Source organism: Fundicoccus sp. Sow4_H7, assembly GCF_052115865.1.
Lineage (GTDB): Bacteria > Bacillota > Bacilli > Lactobacillales > Aerococcaceae > Fundicoccus_A.
This window is the reverse complement of the sequence record NZ_JBQKME010000001.1, coordinates 333,004-356,304: the sequence shown is the minus strand read 5'-3', so window position 1 is coordinate 356,304 and position 23,301 is coordinate 333,004. Positions and strand designations below refer to the sequence as shown.

At 35.6% G+C, this 23,301-nt stretch carries 21 protein-coding genes; 8 read left to right on the top strand and 13 right to left on the bottom strand.

Annotation, left to right across the window (positions count from 1 at the left end; translation table 11 throughout):
* Positions 1-176 precede the first annotated feature (176 nt).
* Positions 177-2,468, bottom strand: a complete 2,292-nt coding sequence (locus ACTQ54_RS01435; RefSeq protein ID WP_441754048.1) for a helix-turn-helix domain-containing protein — start codon at positions 2,466-2,468, stop codon at positions 177-179.
* Positions 2,469-2,494: 26 nt separating this feature from the next.
* Positions 2,495-3,130 carry a DUF624 domain-containing protein gene (locus tag ACTQ54_RS01430; RefSeq protein ID WP_441754047.1) on the bottom strand — a complete coding sequence of 212 codons (636 nt, stop codon included), beginning with the start codon at positions 3,128-3,130 and terminating at the stop codon, positions 2,495-2,497.
* 1,032 nt (positions 3,131-4,162) lie between these two features.
* Here ACTQ54_RS01430 and ACTQ54_RS01425 point away from each other — a divergent pair.
* From ACTQ54_RS01425 to ACTQ54_RS01415, 3 genes are all read left to right on the top strand, one after another.
* The gene (locus tag ACTQ54_RS01425; RefSeq protein WP_441754405.1) at positions 4,163-4,288 is read left to right on the top strand and encodes a transposase; all 126 of its coding nucleotides are present in this window, start codon (positions 4,163-4,165) and stop codon (positions 4,286-4,288) included.
* A 95-nt stretch (positions 4,289-4,383) separates the two neighbouring features.
* Entirely contained in the window at positions 4,384-4,578 is a 195-nt protein-coding gene (locus ACTQ54_RS01420; protein ID WP_441754046.1) for a hypothetical protein, read from the top strand.
* Between the two features lie 9 nt (positions 4,579-4,587).
* Positions 4,588-4,812, top strand: coding sequence for a transposase (locus ACTQ54_RS01415; RefSeq protein ID WP_441754403.1), 225 nt, complete (start codon positions 4,588-4,590; stop codon positions 4,810-4,812).
* Positions 4,813-4,916: 104 nt separating this feature from the next.
* Here ACTQ54_RS01415 and ACTQ54_RS01410 read toward each other — a convergent pair whose 3' ends face one another.
* From ACTQ54_RS01410 to ACTQ54_RS01400, 3 genes are read right to left on the bottom strand one after another with little or no spacing between them, the layout of a single operon-like run.
* Positions 4,917-6,557 carry an extracellular solute-binding protein gene (locus ACTQ54_RS01410; RefSeq protein ID WP_441754045.1) on the bottom strand — a complete coding sequence of 547 codons (1,641 nt, stop codon included), beginning with the start codon at positions 6,555-6,557 and terminating at the stop codon, positions 4,917-4,919.
* A gap of 50 nt (positions 6,558-6,607) precedes the next feature.
* Complete coding sequence (locus tag ACTQ54_RS01405) at positions 6,608-7,477, bottom strand: carbohydrate ABC transporter permease (RefSeq protein WP_441754401.1); 870 nt, start codon at positions 7,475-7,477, stop codon at positions 6,608-6,610.
* Between the two features lie 57 nt (positions 7,478-7,534).
* Entirely contained in the window at positions 7,535-8,491 is a 957-nt protein-coding gene (locus ACTQ54_RS01400; RefSeq protein ID WP_441754044.1) for an ABC transporter permease, read from the bottom strand.
* A 320-nt stretch (positions 8,492-8,811) separates the two neighbouring features.
* Between ACTQ54_RS01400 and ACTQ54_RS01395 the strand changes: the two genes are divergently transcribed.
* Genes ACTQ54_RS01395 through ACTQ54_RS01385 form a run of 3 tightly spaced genes read left to right on the top strand, consistent with a single transcriptional unit; the run spans position 8,812 to position 11,279 of the window.
* Positions 8,812-9,279 carry a hypothetical protein gene (locus ACTQ54_RS01395; RefSeq protein WP_441754043.1) on the top strand — a complete coding sequence of 156 codons (468 nt, stop codon included), beginning with the start codon at positions 8,812-8,814 and terminating at the stop codon, positions 9,277-9,279.
* Positions 9,280-9,309: 30 nt separating this feature from the next.
* Positions 9,310-9,969 (top strand): YesL family protein, encoded by a 660-nt coding sequence (locus tag ACTQ54_RS01390; RefSeq protein ID WP_441754042.1) that lies wholly within the window; start codon positions 9,310-9,312, stop codon positions 9,967-9,969.
* 2 nt (positions 9,970-9,971) lie between these two features.
* Positions 9,972-11,279, top strand: a complete 1,308-nt coding sequence (locus ACTQ54_RS01385; RefSeq protein ID WP_441754041.1) for an alpha-L-fucosidase — start codon at positions 9,972-9,974, stop codon at positions 11,277-11,279.
* A gap of 628 nt (positions 11,280-11,907) precedes the next feature.
* On the opposite strand, the gene ACTQ54_RS01380 is transcribed toward ACTQ54_RS01385, so the two are convergent.
* The 8 genes from ACTQ54_RS01380 to ACTQ54_RS01345 form a co-directional block, all read right to left on the bottom strand.
* A complete protein-coding gene (locus ACTQ54_RS01380) occupies positions 11,908-13,338 on the bottom strand; it encodes a 6-phospho-beta-glucosidase (protein ID WP_441754040.1) in 1,431 nt (476 codons plus the stop codon).
* An 83-nt stretch (positions 13,339-13,421) separates the two neighbouring features.
* Positions 13,422-15,329, bottom strand: a complete 1,908-nt coding sequence (locus ACTQ54_RS01375; protein WP_441754039.1) for a beta-glucoside-specific PTS transporter subunit IIABC — start codon at positions 15,327-15,329, stop codon at positions 13,422-13,424.
* Between the two features lie 114 nt (positions 15,330-15,443).
* A complete protein-coding gene (licT, locus tag ACTQ54_RS01370) occupies positions 15,444-16,277 on the bottom strand; it encodes a BglG family transcription antiterminator LicT (protein ID WP_441754038.1) in 834 nt (277 codons plus the stop codon).
* Positions 16,278-16,492: 215 nt separating this feature from the next.
* A complete protein-coding gene (locus ACTQ54_RS01365; RefSeq protein WP_441754037.1) occupies positions 16,493-17,752 on the bottom strand; it encodes a CHAP domain-containing protein in 1,260 nt (419 codons plus the stop codon).
* Complete coding sequence (locus tag ACTQ54_RS01360) at positions 17,753-17,974, bottom strand: phage holin (protein WP_441754036.1); 222 nt, start codon at positions 17,972-17,974, stop codon at positions 17,753-17,755.
* A 71-nt stretch (positions 17,975-18,045) separates the two neighbouring features.
* Positions 18,046-18,276, bottom strand: a complete 231-nt coding sequence (locus ACTQ54_RS01355) for a DUF2922 domain-containing protein (protein ID WP_441754035.1) — start codon at positions 18,274-18,276, stop codon at positions 18,046-18,048.
* Positions 18,277-18,311: 35 nt separating this feature from the next.
* The gene (locus tag ACTQ54_RS01350) at positions 18,312-18,518 is read right to left on the bottom strand and encodes a hypothetical protein (protein WP_441754034.1); all 207 of its coding nucleotides are present in this window, start codon (positions 18,516-18,518) and stop codon (positions 18,312-18,314) included.
* A gap of 78 nt (positions 18,519-18,596) precedes the next feature.
* Positions 18,597-19,130, bottom strand: coding sequence for a sigma-70 family RNA polymerase sigma factor (locus ACTQ54_RS01345; RefSeq protein ID WP_441754033.1), 534 nt, complete (start codon positions 19,128-19,130; stop codon positions 18,597-18,599).
* Between the two features lie 1,413 nt (positions 19,131-20,543).
* On the opposite strand from ACTQ54_RS01345, the gene ACTQ54_RS01340 reads away from it, so the two are divergent.
* Positions 20,544-22,421 carry a heavy metal translocating P-type ATPase gene (locus tag ACTQ54_RS01340; RefSeq protein ID WP_441754032.1) on the top strand — a complete coding sequence of 626 codons (1,878 nt, stop codon included), beginning with the start codon at positions 20,544-20,546 and terminating at the stop codon, positions 22,419-22,421.
* Between the two features lie 393 nt (positions 22,422-22,814).
* Positions 22,815-23,255 (top strand): hypothetical protein, encoded by a 441-nt coding sequence (locus ACTQ54_RS01335; RefSeq protein WP_441754031.1) that lies wholly within the window; start codon positions 22,815-22,817, stop codon positions 23,253-23,255.
* The last annotated feature ends 46 nt before the right edge of the window (positions 23,256-23,301 follow it).

Genomic DNA, 23,301 nt, shown 5'->3' with positions numbered 1-23,301 from the left:
TTACAATATGTGAGATTATCAAGAATCTTAATGCAGAATCCTTATTAAAACACTAACAAATAAACGATTTTCAGAAAATAATAAAATCATACACATACAGTTACAAAATAATAAAAAACGTTAATGCTCGGTTAACAAAATTTGTTTCCCAAACATTAACGGATAAATTAATTCTATTACTTGATAATAGATTGATGTGCTTCTCGATACTGACTTGGAGTCAATCCAGTTTCTTTTCTAAATTTTCTAGTAAAATTAGATACATCAAAATAACCAACTTGAGTTACAATATCTTTAATTGGTTGATTTGTTTCAACTAATAAAGACTTAAATTTCTCCATCCTCAATGCTTGTATAATTGAAGAGAAAGACTCACCTGTTTCCTGTTTAACTAACTTACTTACGTAAGAAACTGAGATATTAAATTCTGAAGCTATTTGCTCTAAAGATAATGATGAAGAATCAAAATTTTCAAATATAATTTGAACTACTTGTTTCTCAATCACAATATTTAAATCCTCAATTTGATCTTTAGCTTGAGTAGCTATATACATACTTAGGTTGATTAAGGTATCCTTAGCTAATTCACTCTGAATAAAATCAGATAACTTAACTAAAAACTCCCATCCTAAAGTAATTTTCAATTCATTTGCTGTTTGTACTAAATGATTATAGATATACGATATTGTCATTTGCCTTGAAATTTCATTACTAAATTTATTATCAAATGATTCAAAAACATCATCGATTATCTCTTTACAAAGTTCTATGTCTCCTTGTTTTAACCCCTGACTTAAAAGCATAACTTGTTCTGTTGGATAATCAATAATTGTAGGTAGATCATCGATAGATTGATCAGTAACAATATCACTAAAGAATAAAATTGTATTTTTTCCACTGTCTTTATTATTAAGTAAGTCAATTACTGAGCTTGCCTCAAAATATGATTTTTTTATCTTATTCCAATGTGTGTAAGTATTACCAATCCCGATTTTTATAATTTGCTGTTTAAAGCTTTTCTCTGATAATAACGATTTACTCAAATATTCATATAAAGTTGTCCATATCTTATGCATTGGCTTATTAGAGTTAACAATAAGAAAAATTTGATTATTACGTAGATATGGAACCACACCATACACATTATATAAATCTGATACTTGATCTAAAAATACATCTGATAGTCTTTGGTCTATGTATTTAATATCTTTCTCTAATAAGGATTTATTCTTATCACCAATTTCAATAATAATTTGTGTAAAATATTCATAAGGAAAGATTAAACCTAATTCAAGTAAGTACTTATTAAAATCATCTTCATTGCTAATCCTACCTTCAATCAACTCTAGAATTGTTGCTTGTTTTACAATAGGTATTTGATCACTTACTTGCTGACTTAGTGTAGATACTTCTGTAAAGGCCTTGTTAACATTGCTTTCAATAATATTCCATTCATTATAATCATTTGAAATATTTGCATCAAAAATTGAAATTAAAGATCTCAAAGGCTGATAATATTTATTTGCAAAATAATATGCAATAACTAATCCTATAAAAAGCATAGCTATCAGTCCTAGAAAAACAACAATGATTATTTGATATAATGGTTGGTAAAATCGATTAGTATCTGTTAAGTTAATTAACCGCCAACCACTTAAATTACTATCTATACTACTTATAGAATAACTTGTTCCCTCAATTATAATATTTTCTGTATCTACCAAATCAGGCACAGCTATAGTTAATTCTTCTCTCGTCAATTTTGGATAGAGGGAGCTAGAAAGAACTATCTCATTAGATTCATTAACGAATAAAGCCATTCCTTCTTCTAATTCGGTTGCTTCTCTTAAGTTTGTTATAATATCATCCATATTCATGACAAAATAGATTGATCCAATAGGATTTGTGTAACTTCCCATTGGCATTGAGTAAAAAATTTCTCTATTAGACCATGGAGAATGTTTTACTGCAACTGATTCAGAAGTAAAAACCGAAATTCTCTCAAGTGGATTAGAAATTTCATCTATTAATCCTTCAATATTCTCCACTTGAAAATGTTTGGAGTGTTTTAACATTGCATCTAATGACATCGTTCCTCTTGATGATAAAACTGTATCTTGATTGATAAATACTAAATAAATAGCATCAATACCATTGTATGAATGCTCATAAATTTTTAATTGATTAATCAATTCATCTTCTTGTTCTGTGCCAAGTGTTGGAAAATATATTACTTGTGACATATTCAATAAGTTACCAACTTGATTCATTTCTGTTAATTGATTGTTTAACCTAGAATCAATTTGATTTAAATAATTCTCCTTAGTATTATTTAATTCTAATGATAGATTTCGTATATAAATCTGATGAATTCCAAGAGATAAGATAATAAATGGAATGGCAAATACGACTATGTAAGAAAAAATATAATGTTTGAACAATGTTGAGTACTTAGGAAATTTCCGCATTAGCTTCCCCTCCATTTTTATTCTTATTAATTTTTTTGTAACTCTTTTCTTGAAATTGCTTTATCTATACCTTCAGTTGTAAACCACACGATTGGTAATAACATCATTGGAATCCCAAAAAAAACTGCTAAAAAGATAAAAGTGGTCAGTAATTCAAACATTAGTAACAAACCTACACTTGTTGCTACAGTATATATAGGAACACTTAAAGATATATAAAAACTTTGTTTAACTGTATCAAAATAGCCATATTGACCTCTAATCATTGTAATAAATGAAAAAAATACTATAAAGGTAGTTAAAACTATTAATAATAACAAAATATAATGAATAGCTATTGAGTTAATAAATTGTTCATTAATTCTTAGATCAAAAACTAGAAATATATAAACTAAAAGGAAAGTATAACCAAGTTTATTAGATAAACTAAAATATTTATGCCAAGAGTTTCTATAACAATGATACATATTAAATGAATCTTCTGATTTCCTTAGCCATTTATTCAAGACAACTACTTGTGCAGCAAAAGATGGAAAGATTCCAAAAAGAAAGAGTCCTCGAAAACTATATAAAAAGAAAAGAAAATGTAAAATAAACAAATTGAAAATCCATTCTCCAACTTTGGTGATGATGATTATTAACCGGTTATTTTTGTTTCTCATTAAATCACTCTCCTTCAATTACAACTAAATATATATTAATAAGTTTACATATAATCCAGTATACATACAAATGTAAGCACTTTCTATATGTTATTTTTTACTAAACGTGTTTTTTTAGACTGTAGATATTTATTATGAGTAAGAGCTTTGAGATAGTATTTATCTAATAAAAAAACTTCAAAAGTAAATTTAAGACTCAAGAATTTTTGGTGTTGGTGAGAGAAATCTTGCTGACACCTCTTTTTTATACCTAAATATGAAAAGCCAGTGAATTCCTATATAATTTAGTTACCACACTAAACTATGTTAGGAGAATCCACTTGGCTTATACTGATTATATCGCAATTTACTTAATATTACAGATGAAAAAAATGAATTGACAGATACGATTATTGAAGAAAAGAGACGTGGCATTAATTGTAAAGTAATTGAAGGTTGATTATCATATCCGTTGGATACTTGCCCTTGTAGTGGTGTCGTCAATCAATCCACTGAAGATATGATTAAATATGAGATTGATGTTTCAACGATTACCTTAGGCCAATATAACAAACAACCGTTACTTCTAAGGTTAAAAAAACAACGCTATTGCTATAAACACTGCTTAACCACTTCGACAGTAACTACGTCAATAGTCGATAATGGATGATTTATCTCAAACGATATTAAGCGTCTAATCGTCAGAGAATTAACAGAAGTACAATCCATGAAGTTAATCCCTCAACATTTGTTTGTAGCTCGTTATACAGTCGCTAAGCAATTATGACGTGTGGGTCAATCCTTAGCTGCTCAAAAACGGTCGCTACCAGAGAGCACTTAGGCATCGATGAATTTAAATCCGTAAATACAGTCACTCAATCTAAGTGCTGCATCTTGATGGATACCTATAATCATACCTTAGTGGATATACCACCTAATCGCACACAAAATGTTTTAAGAGATTATTTTATGCGACTCTCTTATGACAGTCGGATGTAAGTAAAGACGGTAACGATGGACATGTATCGCCCTTATTATCAATTTTTATAACAGATTTTTCCAAAAGCGAAGATTATAATTGATCGTTTCCACTTAGTTAAATTACTGAATGATTCGATTAACAGAGAACGTATCCAGCTGATGAATGAGATAAGGTATAGTAGACCAAGAGACTACTAAAAGCTTAAACAGCAATGGAATGGAAACTCCTATTAAAGAATCAAGGTGATCTCGATTTCACCAAATACCGCACACATAGACTATACGATGGGCTTATGACTGAAAAAAGCATGGTGAATTACTTAATCAGTATTGATACTCAATTCCAACAAGTATATGATTTAATAAATCGACTCAAATCAGATATTAAACAACATAGTTTTCAGGCTTTAGAAAATGATTTATATGAGACTCATAAGTACTCATTGCCACGTAAGGTAAGGACAACGATACAGACCTTTGAAAAATAACTACCTGCCATTAAAAACAGTTTAAGGTATACCTTATCTAACGGTGTTGTTGAAGGAACAAATAATAAAATTAAGAATATCAAACGGAGTGGTTATGGCTATCGTAACTTTAATAACTTGAAATACCGCATTTTAATCATTCAAAAACAAGTATCTAAAGAAAAAGAATTACATCCACTATTATTTGAAGAAGAAAATGTGGTAAAAAGCACATTGCTTAATAAAAAAATGTAACTTAATAAAAAACGGCCAGGCGTGACTGCGTCACGCTGGCCTATGTTCACCAAAACTAAAAAATCATGAACCAATCTCTTCAGCTCGGTAAAACTATTATTTAATTATTGTCCTGCTTCGAACCAACGGTCGTATGCTTGTTGGTGAACGCGAACGTAGTCTTCAATACCCATTGACTCAATTGTGCTTACATATTTTGCCCAAGTATCATCATTGATTTCTTGAACGCCAGTAATGAAGCGAGCTTCTTGTTCAACAATAAATGTATTTAAATCTGTTTGCATTGAAACAATTACATCTTGTTCGTCAACAGTTAAATAAGTAATTGGGAACGGAACTTCAGCATATGGCGCCATTTTTTCTTCAGTTTCTTCTGCTACAAAGACACTAAATGCTGATGGATCTGTGTTGTTTGGATCTTGGTAGATACCTTGTACGTTAAAGGTTCCTTTTGGAACTGGGATACCGTAGTCAGGTGTGATTTGTCCACGATATTCTTCAGTATTTTCTGGATCTGCATTTTCAGTATTTAGAACTTTTACAGCTTCACCTTCGTCATTTTCGCCCCAAACCCATAGTGCACCTTCTGGTCCTTGGTTAAGTAATGCAGAACCATCTGGTGAGTAGAAGTAGTCAACCCAAGCAACAGCTAATTCTGGATGCTCAGCAGCACTTGTTACAGCAAATACACCTGTTTGTAATTGAGGTGATGCTGGTGAGATTGGCTCTTCAGCGAATTCGCTTGTTAATGGGTGGAACATTGGGTTAGCAACAGCTTCATCTTCAGTTCCGCCTAAAGTAAAGAATGAGAACCAGTCTTGGAATAAACCAATTTGGTTGTTTTGTCCTTTAGCTTTTTTCTGTTCGTTTGCTTGAATAAATGTTTCTTGGTCTAATAAACCTTCATCATATAATTTAGCCATGAATTCTAAGTAAGCACGATAGTTATCTGTAATTGGTGCATAACGAACTTCACCATCGACTTCTTCAATACCAAAAGCTTTCATACCAAATGAAGCGAGTAAGTATACTTTTGAGTGCTCTAAAGCAACGTCAGTGAATGGAATTTCATCTGCTTGACCGTTACCGTTTGGATCTTCATCACGCATTCTTACTAATAAGTCATATAATTCATCAACTGATGTTGGAACTTCAGCATCTAAAGCTTCTAACCAAGCACCATTATACCAAAGTGGACCAGTTGGCCATATACCAGTAGAACCACCAGATAAGAATGGCAAGCTATAGATATGTCCGTCTGGAGCAGTGATCGAACGTAAAATGTTTGGATCTTCTTCTGCTAAAGCCATGAAGTTTGGTGCGTATTCTTCTAAATATCCTTCTAAAGGAACTAGAATACCTTGACGACCATAGTCAACTTCCATACCACGAGTTAATGTACCTGAACCAGCACCATAAATTACGTCAGGTAGGTCACCTGATGCAAACGCTAGGTTCATACGCGTACCAAAGTCACTCATTGGAGGTGTGATGTAATCCCAAGTAATATTAGTCATTTCTGAGTATGCTTGTAAAGTAGGCATATCAGCCCATTCAGACATACCAGTACCTGGAGCCATCATTGACATATGAACAGGTTCTTCTGTTAATGGAAATTCAGATAAAGTACCTGACTCATAACCTTCACTCTCTTGTGCAGAAACTAAAACTGTTGTAGCTAATGAACCAGATGCTAATAAAGCAGCTAAAGTGGTTGTACTAGCTTTTCTTAACCATTTTTTCAAACTATTTCCTCCTAAAATTAAATACTGACCAAAGCAACATTGCAACCTTACTAACCTTTAAGTGACCCCACCATCACTCCTTTAACAAAATACTTTTGTAAGAAAGGATAAACCATAATAACTGGCGCTGATGAAACAATCATAACACCGTACTTGATAACTTCAGAAAGTTGTTGACGAGAATAAGCTAATTCTGCCATCGATGTTGTCATCGTATCTGGAGTACCTGTTGATGATAGGTCGTTTAAAACTAAGATTTCACGAAGTACCATTTGTAGTGGATACTTAGCACGATCAGATAAATAAATTAAAGCATTGAAGAAACCATTCCAATGTCCAACCCCATAATAAAGCGCCATAACCGCAATAATTGGTGTTGATAACGGAAGGATGATTTTAAAGAATAATGTAATATCATTAGCCCCGTCAATAACGGCTGCTTCTTCCAACTCAGTTGGAATTGATGATTCGAAGAACGTACGCGTAACTACAATATTATAAACAGATGCTGCACCAGGTATAATCATTGCCCAAATCGAGTCTAAAAACCCTAAGTTCTTCATTAATAAATATGAAGGAATTAATCCCCCACTAACGAACATTGTTACTAACATGAAGTTCGTTAAGAATTTACGTCCGTAAAAGTCTTTTCTAGATAGTGAATAGGCTACAGGTAAAGTAACGGCTAAGTTAATTAATGTACCTAAAACAGTATATACAATTGTATTCCAATAACCTCGCCAAATTTGTTGATTTTCAAAAATAGCCTCGTAACCTATAAAAGTAATGCCTTTTGGAATCAACCACATTTCTCCAGAGTTAACCGCTTGAGGATCACTGATTGAAGCACTCACAATATAAAGCATCGGATATAGAACCAAGAACAATGCTAAAAGTAAAAATACATAAACGAAGAACATATAGATACGTTCTGATGGTAATAATTTTTTATCAAACAATTTGTGTTGCTCCTTTCATTAAAATAGTGACGTTTCGCCGACACGGCGTGCAATAAAGTTTACGACAATCAATAACGCTGCGTTAATTACAGATTGGAAAAGTCCAACGGCTGCCGCAAAACTGTATTGAGCATCTAATAAGCCTGATTGATAAACGAAAGTAGCAATAACGTTTGATGATTCCATGTTCAATGGATTTTGTAATAGTAAGATTTTTTCAAACCCACCTGCCATCAATGATCCAAAGTTCATAATTAATAAAATAATCATCGTAGGAGCAATCGTTGGTAAATTGATATACCAGTTACGTTGTAATTTTGTTGCCCCGTCAATGGTTGCTGCTTCGTGAAGTTGTTCATCTACCCCGGACAAGGTCGCAAAGTAAATAACTGAAGACCAACCTGTTCCTTGCCAAACACCAGATAATACATAAATCGTTTTAAACCAACGAGGGTCTTGCATAAATGCAATTCTCCCAACACCAATCCAGTCTAAAAAGTGGTTGATAATACCTGTTGAAGGTGAAAGGAATGAAATAATCATCCCAGAAATAACAACAACTGAAATAAAGTTTGGTGCATAAGTTGCCGTCTGAGTGAATTTCTTAAACCAGCCGTCTTTAATTTCATTAAGTGCAAGGGCTAAAATAATCGGTAGTGGGAAACCAACGATTAACGAGTACACATTAATTCCTAAAGTGTTACCAATTAGATCCCAAAAGTAATAAGAATTAAAAAAACGTTGGAAATGTTTAAATCCAACCCATGGGCTTCCTAGTATTCCAAGTGATGGCATGTAATCCTTGAATGCTATAACAACACCATACATAGGAAAATATGCAAAAACTAAGAAATATAAGAATGCTGGAAATGCAAATAAATATAAATATTTACTATCCTTAATTTTTTGCCACCTTGATTTTTGATATACTTCATCGTTGTGACTTACTTGATTTGAACTAACCACCTCTGCCATTAGTCAAATTCCTCCATTCTTATAATAATTTTGATTGTAGCAAAATGATATATAAAATAAATACTCTATATTTGCTACATGTAATTTAATTATAGTTTTAAGATGAAAATAAATCAAGCGGTTTCATACCAAGCCTTTTAACATGGTTTAATTTGTATCATTTTATATTAAGATTTTACAATTCTTTACCGTTGACATCACCCCTTTAATTTGCTTCTTATTTTTATCATTTATTTTTAAATTTTAATATTTAACTTCCGTTTGTACTTATCCGCTTTCTTTTATATAATTACAATAATTATGTGTAAAGGTGTTGGCTAATGAAAAAAAGATATTTAATTATTATTTTTGCTTTATTGTTAATGTTACCTACTTTGTATCAGACCTTTATCGTCCCTTCTACAATGATTAATGGTTTTGATGTAAAAGGTCGTCTAGCAAATGAAGCTGATGTCGCAGAAGTTATTTCAGTTCTTGAACAAAATATTCAAGCTGCTAATGAAGAAGATTTAGATGTGTATGTTTCTACCCTAATTGAATCTGCACGTTCGCAAACCAGTCAAGAAATGCAAACTGTATTTGATGAATTTGATATTAAGCTTGTGCTTGAATCTATCGATGTGCTTGAGCAAACAGATGATTTGGTTAAATTAAGGGTACAGCAACGAGCAACAAGCGATAGTGAAGAATACCGTGATCATATTGCCACAGTCGGCATTACTTTTATTAAGGTAGACGGTCAGTGGCTGATTGCAGAATCGATGATGGAAGATACACAGTTTATATAGAGATATTTATTAAAAAGAAAAGGGGATTGTATGACGAACAATAAGTTTGTTAATGGGATTTATAAACTAGGGTTGTTTATGTTGGAGTTGTTTAAATTACAAGTTTGGGGAATTGTTTATAGTTTTAAAAGTTTTCTTGTTTTGGGTGTTTTCCCAGCAATTTCGGCCATTTTCGCTTCTATTATGTATAATTTGCGCACAGAAGACGAAGATTTAACCTCAATTTATAATGCTGAGCAATTTAAACAATATTATTCAGAAAATTTTAAGCAAAGTAACATTTTAGGTTATTTGTCACTTGCCGTTATTTTGTTTCTATACGTCGACTTACGGGTTTCACAACATTTTATTGGCAATAGCTATCTGCACTTTTTCTTAATTGTTATGTTTGTGATTGCTTTAAGTGTGATTTGTTATATTTTCCCAAGTATTGTCAGTTTTGATTTGCGTACTAAGGATCATATAAAGCAAGCTTTCTATCTGGCTTTATGTTCGATTAAAGAAACAATTGCTGCGGTGTTGGGGATAGGGGTGGCGATATTTATTATGACGCTCTTCCCTTTCTTACATCTATTATTATTTGTACCGATGTATATTTTCCCGATTGCATGGTTTGGTGATATTGCTATTAAAAATTTGTTGAAGCGTAATGAAGTAAATGAGACTAACAATAAAGGGAGTGTCTATTGATTATGAAGCAAAAAATAAGTCCGGATAAGCAATGGTTCGTTGACTCGCGCATTGGAATGTTTATCCATTTTGGGTTGTATTCTTCTATTGGGCGTGGCGAGTGGGTTCGTAGTCGTGAGAATTTAACGATTGAGGAATATCAACCTTATTTCGATTCGTTTAACCCCTCAGCTTTTGATGCTGACCAGTGGGCAAAAGCCGCGGCTGATGCAGGAATGAAATATATTATTTTGACGGCTAAACACCATGACGGCTTCTGTTTGTATGATTCGCAATATACAGATTATAAAATTACGAATACGCCGTTTAAACGCGACTTAGTGGCGCAATATATAGAAGCGGCCCGTAAATATGACTTAAAAGTTGGTTTGTATTTCAGTTTGATTGACTGGTATCATAAAGATTTTCCGAAATTTGATGATTGGCATCATCCAATGCGCGGAAATGAAGCATATCGTGATGAAACCATCGATTGGGATAATTATTTAAAATTTATGCATGCCCAAGTGGAAGAATTAGTGACAAACTATGGTCATTTGGACATCATGTGGTTTGATTTTTCTTACGGTGAGATGAGTAGTGACAAGTGGGAAGCGGAAGAATTAATGACGATGGTTCGTCAACATCAACCGCATATTGTCATCGATAATCGTCTTGAAACTTCAGGTGAAGGATTTGGTTCAATTATTGATAACGAACCTAATTCTTATTCTGGTGACTATATTAGTCCCGAGCATATCATTCCACCCTACCCCATTAAAGATGTGAACGGCGATTTCGTTCCTTGGGAAGTTTGCACCTCAATCAATAATTCTTGGGGATATGATCCAACCGACCGCAGTTATAAATCTGCCAAATTCATTATCCGCAAATTAGTTGAATGCATCAGTAAGAATGGAAACATCTTATTAAATATCCCTCCTGATGGCACAGGTCGATTTAATCAACAAAGTTTAGATATTTTATCTGAAGTTGGTGACTGGATGGAATTAAATCATGCATCAATTTACGAAAACCGTCCAGCGATCGACTTGGAAAAACCTGAATGGGGCTATTATACGCAAAAGGATGATAAAACAATCTACGCGCATATTTTTGACGGTCCACTTGGTGTCCTACCATTGCCTGGTATTGCAAGTTCTCAGATTGCTTCTGTCACACGATTGATGGATAATTCAGTGGTTAAGGTATCTGATAGTTGGACTGCATTAGCTTTTACTGATACAACTTTTGTTGAATTAAATAACAGCCATGCAACCGAAGCTTTAATGGATGATATTGATATGGTGTTGGAGATTAAGTTGAAATAGATTGGGTAGTTGGTAGGTAATGGTTTTTATGGTTAGAATAGAGGTAAGTGGCATATACTGAGGGGGGATGTGCTGGGGAGTGGCGACTGCAGGCATATAACAAGCCGGATGTGCCGGGGAGTGACGACTGCTGGCATATAACAAGCCGGATGTGCCGGGGAGTGACGAATGCAGGCATATAACAAGCCGCATGTGCCACCTATGGCACTTTCTGGCACATATTAATGATCCTAGCCATTCGGCACATGACTTAGTTTATATGCTTAATGAGGTAGCCATTCGGCACATAACTTAGTTTATATGCTTAATGTGGTAGCTATGCGGCCTACTTTCATCAATTCATGGCTACTTAAAGCACCCTATACCCAACTTTTAGCATTACATGGCCAATGGCAAAGCCATTCAGCCAACCTCATTCAATGTAATCAAATTTCGAATACACCAGTACACGCAGAATAACCGAACAGTTTAATTATAGTGTAAAGAACGGACTGGCGCACATCGAACTCTTAGACCTTTAGATCTTAGAGTTCGAGTAGCCAGCCGAGTCCCAAGACCTTGGCTTGGGACGGTTCCACTATAATTAAAATGTCCGGTTTTTCGTAGTATTCACACTCTTCATCAATGACTAATTACTCAAATCCTCACCATTGCTAGCAATCACTTTCTTATACCAGTCAAAGGATTTTTTCTTGCTACGTTTCAAACTACCATTCCCCATGTCATCGCGGTCAACATAAATATAACCATAACGCTTAGACATTTGCCCACTTGAAGCAGAAACAATATCGATACAACCCCAAGAAGTGTAGCCAATTAAATCCACACCATCTTCCACAACTGCATCGCGCATCGCTTCAATATGTTTTTGTAAATACTCAATACGGTAATCATCGACAACATAACCATTCTCGTCTGGTTCATCCTTAGCACCTATACCATTTTCCACCACAAACAATGGTAATTGGTAGCGACCATACAATTCATTGATGGTAATGCGGAATCCTAATGGATCAATTTGCCAACCCCATTCAGAACGCTCTAAATATGGATTCTTAATGGTTGGGAAAATATTTCCGCTCGTACTTTCATATGCTTCAGGATCAGCTGATGACACACGAGAAGAATAATAAGAGAAAGAAACATAATCTACCGTATTTTCTTTCAGTAATTTCTTGTCCCCCTCTTCAAACGGCACCACAATACCTTTACGCTCTAATTCCTTCAAAGCATAAGCTGGATATTCACCACGGGCTTGCACGTCCACAAAGAAATAATTCCCTTGATTATCAACTTGGGCTTTACGAACATCAGCAGGATTTGGTGTATTTGGATAATACTGCCCCGCTGCAATCATACATCCGATTTGGATGTCAGGATCAATTTCACGGGCAATCTTTGTCGCTAAGGCACTCGCGACCAACTCGTGGTGAGCAGCTGTGTACATTACTTGTTCATGGTTTTCGCCTTCTTCAAATACCAAACCAGCTCCCATAAACGGCGCATGCAAGATCATATTGATCTCATTAAATGTAATCCAATACTTCACTTTACCCTTGTAACGATTAAATAAAACTGTCACCAAATTAGCATAAAAATCAACCAATTTACGGTTACGCCAACCACCATACTCATTAATCAAATGAATCGGCATATCAAAGTGGGTAATGGTTACCACCGGTTCAATATTATACTTTAATAATTCATCAATCAGTTCATCATAAAACGCCAAGCCTTCTTCATTTGGCTCTAGCTCATCGCCTTTAGGGAAAATCCGCGTCCAGCCAATACTAAAGCGGTATGCCTTAAAGCCCATTTCCGCAAACAAGGCGATATCCTCTTTAAAATGCGTATACATATCAATCGCTTCTTTAGCCGGATAAAAATGCGAATCATCAAATGCCAAGTGCTTCATCTTACCACGAATAATTGGTCCACGGTCCTCGCCTGTCGGTACGACATCAACATTAGCCAGTCCACGATCACCTTTGTTATAGCCACCTTCACTTTGATTCGCCGCTGTGGCGCCACCCCATAAGAAATCCTTTTGGAATCCCATTTAAATCCTCCTTCTAAATCCTCTAATAAATATAACTGCTACAACCATTTTTATAAAGCACAGTTGTAGCAGTGATATTTATTTTAGTTAATGATCTTGATAATGTCTTCGCCAACAGTAATTTGCTTGCTTGAAACAGTTAAAATATCGTTGAGGTCGTTTGAATTGGTTACAACAACCGGTGTGATGATTGAATAGCCGTGGTCTTTAATTTTTTCGATGTTGAAAGTTAAAAGTGGTTGACCAACGGTAATTTTTTGATCGCGCTCAACGGCATAAGCAAAGCCTTCACCGTTCATTTGAACCGTATCAATCCCTACGTGAATCAAAAGCTCAACGCCATCGTCGCTCGTTAAACCAATGGCATGTTTGCTGTCAAAAAGAGCTGTAACAGTCCCATTGAAAGGTGCGTAAACTGTATCGTCAGTCGGAATTATCGCAACACCTTGGCCCAGAATACCTTGTGAAAAGACTTCATCTGGCACATCACTTAATTGACGTAAATGTCCGTTCATTGGAGAAACAATTTCAACAGAAGCTGTAGCAACTGCTGCATTCGTTTCAGTTGTTGTATCTTCATCAATGTTTTCAGTTACTTCTTGAATTTCTTCAGCAGCTTCTTCATCTTTATAAATAATCATTGTAACAATAAATGTCACTGCTGCGGCAATGGCTGCACCAGCAATTGCTAAGTAGAAATGACGTAAAGTATCTTCTCCAATGTATGAAGGTAATGTTAATAGACCTGGTGAACCACCTGAGAAGTTACGAACGCCAAAGATACCCATGAATAAACCACCGACACCCCCACCAACCATAGCAGCGTATAAAGGTGTTTTAAAGCGTAAGTTAATACCGAAAAGAACAGGCTCAGTAATACCTAAAACAGCTGTTAAACCAGACGAAAATGCCAATGATTTAACTTCTGTATTTTTAGTTTTCAATCCAACTGCCATCGCAGCAACACCTTGAGAGATGTTTGAAGCTAAGTTAGCTGGGTAAACAAAGGTATCGTAACCATTAGTTAAACGGTTGTTAATTCCAATTGGAATAATTCCGTAGTGCGTTCCAGTTGAAACAAGTAATGGGAAGATCGCACCGATAATGGTTGGAACTAACCAAGGAGCAATGTTTTCGATTGATACGATTGCATTTGAAATTAAATCTGAAATATAGTGACCAATTGGTCCAATGATAACTAAACTAAGAATTCCTACGACTGTAATAGAAATTAAAGGTTTGGTAAAGAATTTAACCGATTTATGTGACACACGGTCAGCAATTGGCTCTACATAAGATAATAACAAGATCGATAAAATAATTGGGATAACGGTTGATGAATAACCAACTGTACCAATAGGTAAACCAAATAAGTTAATAGAACCGCCAGATTCATTGGCTTGTTGTACCATTGCCACAAAGTTCGGATGTTGGTAAATTCCAGCAATCATTAAGGCTAGGTATTGGTTCGTTTTAAATTTATTAGCAGCTGAAACAGCTAATAAGAATGGCAAGAAATAGAATGCAGAGTCTGCCATAAAGTTGATGATTTGGTAGTTCAATGATTGGTTATCAACCCATTTAAATACAACTAGTAAAGATAAGACAGCTTTCATCATCCCTGAAGCTGTAATAGCTGGTAAAATTGGTGTAAAGATACCCGTTAGTGTATCAATAAGTGTGTTAAGGAACGATTTATCCTCTTGAGTTTCTTGTGAATCATTACCTGAGCCACCTTCTGTGTTTAAATCATATTGATTGTTAATTTCTCTAAAGACACTTCCAACATCACTACCAACGATAACTTGGTATTGCCCACCTTTTTCAACCGCACCCATCACACCAGGGATTTTCTTAACGGCATCGGTATTAGCTTTAGAAGAATCCTTTAAATTAAATCTTAAACGTGTGGCACAGTGGTATAGGTAAGAAACGTTGTCTTCCCCACCAATATTTTCAATTATGTTCTTGGCTGTTTCTTTGTAATCCATCGATTTGCTCCTTTTTAATCAATTTAGTTATTTATTCGAATAAAAAAAGACCTAAAATACCCATGCCAAATAAAGGTACTAAGGTCTCGCCTGATTTAACAGTAACAATCCTGATTATCTTGTTATTCGATTAATATGAATGGTTAAATACATCAGTTCATCTGACTCTAGTCGACGGTTGAAGTCATTTTCGATGTATTCAGAAATTTTTAAAGCTGTTTGATATTCTTTCCGATATTTTTCTTTTAAAATGAAAATAAAATCATTCTCATCTTTGGTTTCAAGTTTTTGACCAACGAACAAGCGCTGGACGAAAAATTTCAAATGGGTAATGAAACGCTCATAATCTAAAGAATATTCGTCCAATGACACATTAAATTCATAGGTAACAATTTTCAAAATATTCTGTATGATTCGCGTCATTTCTGTTATTTGTTCAACATTTGAATTTTTCAATTTAGCGTTGACGATGTGTAAAGCAATGAAACCTGCTTCATCTTCTGGGAGTTGATAGCCTAGCTTTTGCTGAATCATAACTAAGGCTTCTTTCCCAATGAGAAATTCATGATTGTAAAAGCGTTTAATTTCCCACAATAAAGCATTTTGAATCGGAACACCATTCTCAAAACGTTCAATCGCAAAATTAATATGATCAGTGAGTGTTAAATATAAATTCTCGTTTAAATCCTGTCCGAGTGAAGTCTTAGCATAGTTGATGATATCATTTGCAATTTGAACATGTTCAATTGGGATATTACTTAAAAGCTTTAGTAATCGATTACTACTTTTTGCATCTGAATTGACAAAAGTTTTCTCAATTAAAGTGGAATCGATCGGATTCCCTTTTTTCTGTTGAAAACCTATGCCTTTTCCTACAGCAATCAGTTCTTGCTCCTGTGCATCTCTTGCAATAACAATATTATTATTAACGACTTTTTCTATCTTCATACTCATTACTCTTTTTTTGCGACCTCTCCTAAGGTTTTGCCCATTTTTATTCGGTAACAATCCTTAAGTAAAGATTAACATTTATGTATTGAAAAAGCAAACTGATAATGAGTTCATTAGGAAAGTCTTAGCCGAGTACAGCTACGACAAAAAACCAAGAACAATAGCAGAAACAATTCTACTACCACTCTTGGCTTCTAGCAATACCCATCCACTCAAGCACGCAACAACGCATTCACTCGTCTTTGTACCGACTCATAATGATAACCCGCTGCAGTCAAAGCGATTTTTCGCGCTTCTCCTACAAACCACTTCCCCTGAATCACTTCCTCGGCCACCGCATCCACAGACTTCAACAAAGAAACCTCCCGATCAATCATCCCTAATTTCCCAGGATTCGCTGCTTCAATCCCAGCACGCCGATTCAACATCCCTTTTAAATAAATATCTCTGCCAACTGCCGCATAATCATACTTCGCTCCGCCAGGACGAAACAAGCCTGCAACACAAGTCGCAAAATCCGTAACATTTGCTACTTGATAAAGATGATCCCTACTTAATAAATAGACCCAATCTGCTAAAAAATCCTCAACCGTCTCATACCGAACATAGTATCCCCCTTCGCTTAATGGGCGCTTTAACCCAGGTGACTTAGCTATGCCCGGATTGCCAACATAAGTAGCAGACCAAGTAATCCCAGCCCAATTATTATCCGCTCGCCCAACTGCAGATTGCCCCCACAAAGACTCATAATGTAGCATCACAATCAGAAAACTCGGCAGAATCTGATAGTCTTTAGCCAAGCCTACAATTTTCATAACCAAGTCATCCTTTAAAACAAATCCATCATAAACTAAATCCATTTTAGTGACACCAGCCAATTCAGCATTAACCGCCTGCTGAACCGTATCATAATCATAACCGGCTACCACCAACTTCCGACGCCTCTCCTCACCATTTCCCCATAAACCACCAAAAACCTCTTGTACCACATTAGCCAATGACTTTCCAACCGCATACTTTGGCCGTGCAAAACCTATTATCCGCCAATCTTCCCAATTAAAACGATTTTTTGCCACCTGTCGATTGGAGTTTCCTTCAATGGTCGTAATAAACTTACCCTCCACCTTAGCGACAAAGCCAATATGGTCTGCAAAACCGCCGCCATCCCAATCAAAACACACCATATCCCCTACTGTAGGTTTTTGACGTCCTAACCAAATTCCCATCCCTTTAAACAACTCAATATGCCTTTGGACCCCGCATTCACGCCCAATGAGATGACTCGCACCACTTTCATCCCCTACAACACTGACAAATGCATCACACCAAGCATCTTCGTAGGTCATTTTATAACTAGCTGGACGAGGCAAGACCTGATTGTAACGATCAATCAAACTTCGATGGACCAAGGAATCTTGCACCACACCTACATATTTTTCTGCCACTGCTAAGACCTCTTGTGCCGTTATCATTCAATCGACCTCCTCATCTTTTTGCTGTTTATAGTAACTCTGGCTGGATAATTGCATCAACGAACCTAGAAATACGGCAAATAAATTAATTGCGGCAACCAACACATCCGCTTGTTCCCATGCAAAAAGGTCTCCCAAACTACTGACCAAGACTGCCAAAGCCGGCATAAAAACCAAAACAAGCCACTTGGCTTTATCATATAAGCTATTATTTAAATACAATGCTCACCCTCTCCTTTTTATAAAAACTCGTTCACCCAGCTAAAATAGCCAAATGAACGAGCCAAATGTTTTTAGTCAACCATATAAATATCTTCTACGATACGACGCACATATCGTGCACCAGCAGCCGTTGCATACAAATCAATTCCATCATTAATAAAGATATCTGAATCAACTAATACATCAACCAACTGCTCAACCGATTCACGATCCAAACCTTCAAGTGGATTTTTGATGTTTACTTTTTTACTAGCCCCTTGGCTGTCTTTAAAAAGTAATTCCAAAGTTAAATTTTCCTCCATTATGAACCTCCTTTCTCCTTTATAAATTCGAGCTATTAATAAATAGCAAAGATTTCAACCGCCGTCGTTTCAGCAATCACGTCTTTAAACACAGTTTGTAAAGCATCGCGAACCGCTACCATCTGACTATAGTCAGCTTGATTGGCTAAATTGGGCAAAGTTAAAGCACGCTTAACCTTGTCATCTGCTCCGATGGTCTTGAATTGCAGACTAGCGCTGATAAATTCTTTTTCACCTGGCATTCATATCCCTCCTTTTATTTATTTGTAAGATAAAAAAACCTTACACCCTATAAAAGAAAGTACAGTGATATTTATTAACTAGAATTTTAAAATATTTTTGAGGGAGGATAATTTCTCTTGAAGTTTTACTTTTCGTTTGTGGATAGCAGGGATGCTTATATCGTAGATTTGTGCGATGTCTTTCAGTGTGAAGGATGAATCATTGAGGAGCCAAAAGAGACCTTGTTCTTCGAGTGTTAAGTGTTTTTGCATGGAAGTCATAAAGGCGAGAAGATTCACCTGACTTTGATAGGGAGCTTGATGAGTAGATGCATTCAAAACAGTTTCAAAATCGATTGCCGAGAGGCTGACAGTTGGCCGTTCCTTCTTTAATATGTCTAACAAATACCAATACAAACCTTTGGATGCATAAGCAACAAACTGATAACGTTCCGTATCAACGGGATTACCATCAAATTTTTGATACAATTCCAACATTTTTAACCGTAATTCTTGTGCATAATCTTCATAAAATAAATGTGATGACCGAATACCCATTCGCGCAAGTGTTTTATGGACTAATGGATCAAATTGTAACAATACAGACTCTTTTTCAACTAAGCTCTTTCTCATAGAAACCCCCTTATTTTGTGTTAAATTCAATATATTCATTGCTTAAAAAAATGTCAATCCACTTTTTTAACGACCAAAACCCCTCCCTTAAATAAATATCTCTGCTTAAATACTTAGGGTTTGCATGAGGTCAAGCTTTCAAGCGTTTGTTATTATTTTTTTTTATATAATTTGTGAATGTTGGGCACAAAATCATCTTTAAAAATGATACTATTATATTAAAGAGTTATATCATGAATAAGTCCTAGAAATTGTGTAAATTGATTGAGTTATCGTAGGCATGAAGCAGCCAATCCCTCCCTCAAAGAATACCAAAAAATGTCTTCTTTGCTTCGTCGAGTTTAAACTTTAGTCTCGTTCCTTCATGTTTTTTCATAATTTTCTGTACTTTATCCTATTTCAAACGACCGCGAACCAACCGCTCGGATAAAAGCAACTTTTCAAACGAGCGCGATCCAACCGCTCGGATGAAATCACCTTTTCAATCGAGCGCACACGAACCGCTCGGATGAAATCACCTTTTCATCCGAACGCACAACAACCGCTCGGATGAAACACACTTTTCATCCGAACGAACACCAACCGCTCGGATGAAACCAACTTTTCAAACGAGCGCACAACAACCGCTCGGATGAAACACACTTTTCAAACGAGCGCACAACAACCGCTCGGATGAAAGTAACTTTTCAAACGACCGTGAACCAACCGCTCGGATGAAAGCAACTTTTCAAACGACCGTGAACCAACCGCTCGGATGAAACCATCTTTTCATCCGAACGCACAACAACCGCTCGGATGAAACCATCTTTTCATCCGAACGAACACCAACCGCTCGGATGAAATCAACTTTTCATCCGAACGCACAACAACCGCTCGGATGAAACACACTTTTCATCCGAACGCACAACAACCGCTCGGATGATAGCAACTTTTCAATCGAGCGCACACCAACCGCTCGGATGAAATCACCTTTTCATCCGAACGCACAACAACCGCTCGGATGAAACCATCTTTTCATCCGACCGCACAACAACCGCTCGGATGAAACCATCTTTTCATCCGACCGCACAACAACCGCTCGGATGAAACCATCTTTTCATCCGACCGCACACCAACCGCTCGGATGAAACCAACTTTTCATCCGAACGCAAGAGTAAGTCCTAGAAATTGTATCAATTATTGAGTTATCGTAGGCATGAAGTAGTCAATCGTTTCTTCAACGAATACCAAAAGTTTCTTCGTTGCTGCTACTAGTTTAAAACTTTAGTCTCGTCCTTTGGTGGTTTTTACACAATTTTATTGACTCTATCTAATACCGGTTTTTATTTATAATCATTATAAATAACTTGACTATGCTTCAAATACATAATAGAATTAGTTTATCCAAAACATTAGAATAGAAAGGACTTAATCATGTTAAAATTTTTACTTAATGAACGAGAAGGTCAATTCCTCCTAGTGGGAACGATTTTTCTCATTCTCGGTTTTCTACTTGGTTTTAATCCATTATATAGTAGAATATGTTTTTATATTGCCATTTTCTTCCTGGGATTCTTTGCTGCCAAAGATGCCATTATTGAAACCATTGAAAATCGCTCACCCAATGTGGACTTATTAATGATTCTTGCAGCCTTAGGAGCTGTTCTTATTAATTATGAATCCGAAGGCGCAATGTTATTATTTATTTTTGCGGGGGCTGAATTCCTTGAAGAATATGCGACCAATAAGTCTACCAAAGCCATCGAATCACTTTTAGAACAAGTGCCTGAAACCGCATTGTTGGTTATGGAAAATGGCGAAACCGTTAAAGTTCCAACCTCCGAATTGAAAGTTGGCCAAACCGTAGTGGTTGCTAAAGGTGAACAGTTACCAATTGACGGAAAGATTGATCGTCCTACCATCATTAATGAAGCAGCCTTAACTGGTGAAGCTGTACCTGTTGAAAAAGATAAAGGCGACGACGGCTATGCGGGAACCATTAACGAAGGTCATGTTTTGCATTTACATGTCACTAAAACCAGTGACCAGACCGTGTTTTCAAATATCATTCGGATGGTTGAAGAAGCTCAAGGGAGACCATCTAAAATCGCATCCTTTATCGACCGGATTGAATCTCGCTATGTTATAACTGTTTTAATTGCTGTGCCGATATTTATTTTAGCCTTAATGTTCATTAATAACATGACATTTTCAGATGCCTTTTACCGCGGAATGGTATTACTAACAGTCGCCAGTCCTTGTGCATTGGTTGCCTCAGCAACCCCTGCTACCCTATCCGCCATCTCAAATGGAGCAAACAACGGTGTTCTCTTTAAAGGTGGAGCGGCTATGGAAGCACTAAGTACCATGGATGTGTTATTTAGTGATAAAACCGGAACACTCACTCAAGGTGAATTTGAAGTTGAAGATTACGATATCCCGGAAGATATTTTAGCTGAAGTTATTTATATGGAGCAACAATCAAGTCACCCAATTGCACAAGGGATTGTCAATTCCTTCCCTAATACGAGTTTAGCGAATGTCAATAGAGACGAAGCCGTTGAAGAATTAGCTGGAACAGGTCTTAAAAAAGGTTCGATTGTCATTGGAAAACCTTCCTTCTTTTCCGATTATCATAATTCAAATAAATATCAGCAAGATAAAGATGGAACCTTGGTATTTGTTGGTAAAGACCGTGACGTAATTGGTTATTTCCAATTATCAGACCAAGTCCGTAAAGAAGCTAAAACAGCCGTGAATAATTTCCAAAATAATGATGTTGATGTTCAATTAATAACCGGTGACAATGAAAAGACGGCTAAAAAAGTGGCAGATCAAGTAGGTATTTCAACCTATTATGCGAGTTGTTTACCAGAAGATAAAATTAATTTTGTTCAAGACTATCAAGCAGAAGATAAAGTGGTAGGGATGATTGGTGATGGGATTAACGACGCTCCCGCATTAGCCAATGCTAATATTGGTATCGCGATGGGATCTGGTTCCTCAGTTGCCATGGAAACCGCTGATGTTGTAATTGTTAAAAATGACTTAAACAAACTTTTCTATAGTTATGAGCTAAGTAATCGCCTAAACAACATTATTAAGCAAAATGTTGCCTTCGCAGTTGGGGTCATCATCATCCTAATTATCCTGAACCTAGTTGGTTGGTTAGATTTGCCAATGGGAGTGGTTTTCCACGAAGGATCGACTATTTTAGTTATTCTTAATGGTTTGCGTTTGTTGTCACAAAAAGATGCATCTGAAAAACAAAGCAAACACTATCCTGAAGTTGAAAAAGTGAATGTAAAATAAAAAATAACATCGGTGTTTAGAATTCTGTTTATGTAGAGTTCTGGATGCCGATGTTTTGATTTTAAATAAATTTTACTACTTTTAGACATTAGACTCATTATTATCATTATTTATACTCATTATAATCTATTTTTGTTTAACAACTATAAATTAACAATAATTTATCAGTCATTGTCTTTTTTTATTTTCTAACCTTTTCATTTTGACTATTCGCATCTAATAATTAATGAGGTCCCAATTGAAATTAATACGATTAGCTCAGTTTCAACTTATCCATGGATTTCTGATACGATAACTTTTGTAGAACCTATAACACATGCTACGACTACCATAACAGCAACTGTTGATTTTAATACAGTATTAAATAAATTACTTCAAGTGACTAATTGGCCAATGACATCAGATAAAGAATTTAAATTTGATGAATTCAAAATATTACTTATCCAATTATCATTAGATGATGGAACCATTTTAACAGAATATCTAATAGCGACAAATGACAACTATCAATTAAATGTTGTTTTTAAAGTAGTTAATAGACTTCAAAACGTTGAAATAATTAGTTATCAAATACCTGATTTAGATCTGACAGGTAGAGTTGAACCAATTAAAACAGCTGTCATTAGTATCAATCACTGTGAATTGATACTTCCACAAAACCCTTCAAAATTTGGAGTGGTGAACGATATTAGTTTCGGCTCGCATGATTTATCTTATGGCTTAAGCAATTGCGATATACATCAAGCTGAACCATTTGATACAGAACTTTACTATTGTGAAACGCCCCTATTGTGGGACAGACAAACAATTATCCATTCTTATAATGTAGAATAAGACTCTCCAAGCACCCAAGATTTAACTTTCAATGAATTAAAATTAA